Raw genomic sequence first — 3,249 nt, forward strand, 5'->3', positions numbered from 1 at the left:
ATATTTAAGAAAATAACTCTGCATTATTATGTAGAGTTATTTTTGGTGTAAGGAGGTGGCAATATGTTTGATTTGGAACAGGAGTTAAAGAATTTACCCGAAGATCCGGGTGTGTATATAATGCACGACAAGGACGATAAAATAATATATGTCGGTAAGGCGAAGATACTTAAAAACCGTGTCAGACAGTATTTTCAGAAAAATTCAAACCACACACCTAAAGTTCTTGCAATGGTGTCGAACGTGGCATATTTTGAATATATTGTCACAGACTCCGAAACAGAGGCGCTTGCGCTTGAATGTAATCTTATAAAAAAGCACAGACCGAAGTATAATATACTTTTAAAGGACGACAAGCATTATCCGTATATAAAAGTCACGATAAACGAACCGTATCCAAAGGTTTTGAAAGTCCGCAGACTTTTAAAGGACGGTGCGAAATATTACGGACCGTATGTGTCGGGAATAACAATAAAAAATACTCTTGAGCTTGTGCAGAAACTTTTTAAACCGCCGACCTGTCACAGAAAATTTCCGGACGATATAAGAAAAGGCAGACCGTGTCTTAATTATCACATCAATAACTGCTTTGCACCGTGTACGGGAAAGGTTTCAAAAGAGGAATACAGACAGGTGTTTTTTAATATTTGCCGTTTCCTTGACGGCAACCACAAGGAGCTTATAGCAGAACTGACAGAGCAAATGATGAAGGCTTCACAGAATATGGAGTACGAGAAAGCGGCTGATTTAAGGGATAAAATTCAAGCCGTAAAGGATATAGAAGAACATCAGAAGATTATAAATACCGATAAACAGAACGATAAAGACGTCATTGCACTTGCAAGGGAAGAAAGCGTTGCATTTTGTGAGGTATTCTTTATCAGAAACGGTAAAGTTATCGGCAGAGAAAGCTATAAAATTGACAACACACAGCACAGTACAAATGAAGAAATACTTACCGATTTTGTAAAGCAGTTTTATCAAAACAGTGAATTTATACCCGAAGAAATCTTGACCGAATACGAAGTTGACGACAGTGAAGCGATAATGAAGTGGCTCAGCGGTATAAGAAAACGCAAAGTTACTATTGCAATGCCAAAACGCGGCGAAAAACTTCATTTGGTTGAAATGGTGCGTAAAAATGCCGATATTGCACTTGGTAATTATAAAATTAAGGTGATGAAAGAACGTGAAAAGAATACTGTTCTTGATATGATGCAGGAACAGCTAAGACTTGAAAAACGTCCTTACAGAATTGAGGCATACGATATTTCAAATATTCAGGGTACGGATAATGTCGGTGCAATGGTTGTATTTGAAAACGGTAAGCCTGCGAAACGTAAATACAGAATATTCAAGATAAAATCGTTTGAGGGTGCGGACGATTATGCGGCTATGCGTGAGGTCATATACAGACGTTTCAGGCACGCGCTTGAGGAGGAAGAACAGGTTGAAAAGGGTACGCTTTTGAAACGAAACGCAAAGTTTTTGCCTTTGCCTGACCTTATACTGCTTGACGGCGGTAAAGGGCATTTAAACGTGATAACAGAACTTCTGGATATGATTGAAGTCGATATTGAAACATTCGGTATGGTGAAGAATGACAAGCACAGAACAAGAGGACTTGTTTCAAAAAACGGTGAAATCGAACTCAGTGCAACAAGTCCCGTATTTAAACTTATAACTCACATTCAAGACGAAGTTCACGATACCGCAATATCATATCACAGAAAATTGAGAGGTAAAATCAATTCCGAACTTGATAAAATAAACGGAATTGGTGAAAAAAGGCGAAAAGCCCTATTGACTACTTTCAAAACTATTGATAAAATAAAAGAGGCGACTTTGGACGAATTGTTAAACGTCAAAGAAATGGACAGTAAATCGGCACAAAGCGTATATGATTATTTTCGGAGGAATAGCGATGTTTAAGCTTAACAGGAAAAACGGTGTTTCGTATTACACAATTACATCATTTGAGGAAACAGGACTTGTAAAACACGGTTTTTCCACTCGTGAGGGCGGCGTCAGCGACGGCTGTTACAGCAGTATGAATTTTCGTTTTCACTGTGATGATACACGCGAAAATGTACTTAAAAACTTTGAAATAATGGCTGATACGCTTGGTATGGACTATAATAAACTTGTGCTTTCAAAACAAGTTCACGAAGATGTTATTCATACCGTGACAGAGGACGATTTCGGAAACGGTATTGTGCGTGAAAACAAGTTTGAGAGCGTTGATGCGCTTATTACGGATAAGAAAGGTATTCCTATGGTTACGCTGTTCGCCGACTGCGTACCGTTGTTTTTTCTTGACAAAAAGCTCGGAGTAGCCGCATTGGCACATTCGGGTTGGAAAGGTACGGTAAAGCGAATAGGTCAGAAAACAATCGAAAAAATGAAAAGAGATTACGGAAGCCGTGCGGAAGATATTTTAACCGCTATCGGTCCGTCAATACAGGAATGTCATTTTGAAGTAGGTGACGAAGTTGCCGAAATATTTATAAAGGAATTCGGTGAAGATACCGCGGTGAAATACGGTGAAAAGTATCACGTTAATATGCAGAAAGCAATCGAAAAACAATTTATTGAAAGCGGTATATTGAAAGAAAATATCGATAATTGCGGAATATGCACTTACTGTAACAGTGATTTACTGTTTTCGCACAGAAAGACAAACGGAAAAAGAGGAAATCTCGGTGCATTTATTGAGTTAATATAGATTTGGAGAATGAGATGAGAAGGATAAAGGGTTTAGTGGCGGTGTTGCTTGCCGTATGTACAGTTTTTTCTGTAACAGGGTGCGATACCGTTGAAAGAATTAAAGAGAGAATATCACAGGAAACTGTTGATGAAGAAAAGGTTGCAGATGAAAATAAGACGGAAGTATCAAACAGCATAAGCGTGGGATTGCTTGATTTTGATACGTTTAATCCGCTTTTGACAAAATCGGAAACGGTTAAAGAGTGTATGGAATTTGTGTATGAACCGCTTTTTGAACTTAACGAAAAATTGCAGGCAGTACCGATTTTGGCTGAAAGCTATACTGTATCTCCCGACGGCAGAACGATTGATATTACTCTTAAAAACAACATACAATGGCAGGACGGCTCAAATTTCAATGCGTATGATGTAAGCTATACATTTAAGCAAATACGTTCCGGTGTTACTAATTACACATCTGTGCTTGCAAATATGGCGGATTATATGGCAACTGGCGATTATACGTTTCAGATTGTATTGAAT

The 3,249-nt window shown here is 38.3% G+C and carries 3 protein-coding genes; all 3 read left to right on the forward strand.

What is annotated here, in order from left to right; genetic code table 11:
• Nucleotides 1-63: 63 nt before the first annotated feature.
• On the forward strand, nucleotides 64-1,932 hold the full coding sequence (gene uvrC / locus ACLTU0_RS11465; protein WP_117967866.1) for an excinuclease ABC subunit UvrC: 1,869 nt from the start codon (nucleotides 64-66) through the stop codon (nucleotides 1,930-1,932).
• A complete protein-coding gene (gene pgeF, locus ACLTU0_RS11470) occupies nucleotides 1,925-2,725 on the forward strand; it encodes a peptidoglycan editing factor PgeF (RefSeq protein ID WP_308456138.1) in 801 nt (266 codons plus the stop codon). The genes uvrC and pgeF overlap by 8 nt, the downstream gene beginning before the upstream one ends.
• A 14-nt stretch (nucleotides 2,726-2,739) precedes the next feature.
• Nucleotides 2,740-3,249, forward strand: a 510-nt coding sequence (locus ACLTU0_RS11475) for an ABC transporter substrate-binding protein (RefSeq protein WP_412322566.1), incomplete at its 3' end; no start/stop codon positions are given.

The sequence above is a fragment of the Hominilimicola sp. genome, from assembly GCF_046972485.1.
In the GTDB taxonomy this organism is placed as follows: domain Bacteria; phylum Bacillota; class Clostridia; order UBA1381; family UBA1381; genus Hominilimicola; species Hominilimicola fabiformis.

Bases quoted from the DNA above. Each gene is read 5' to 3' on its own strand.
- uvrC (WP_117967866.1), top strand. From the start codon at position 64: ATGTTTGATTTGGAACAGGAGTTAAAGAATTTACCCGAAGATCCGGGT.
- pgeF (WP_308456138.1), top strand. From the start codon at position 1,925: ATGTTTAAGCTTAACAGGAAAAACGGTGTTTCGTATTACACAATTACA.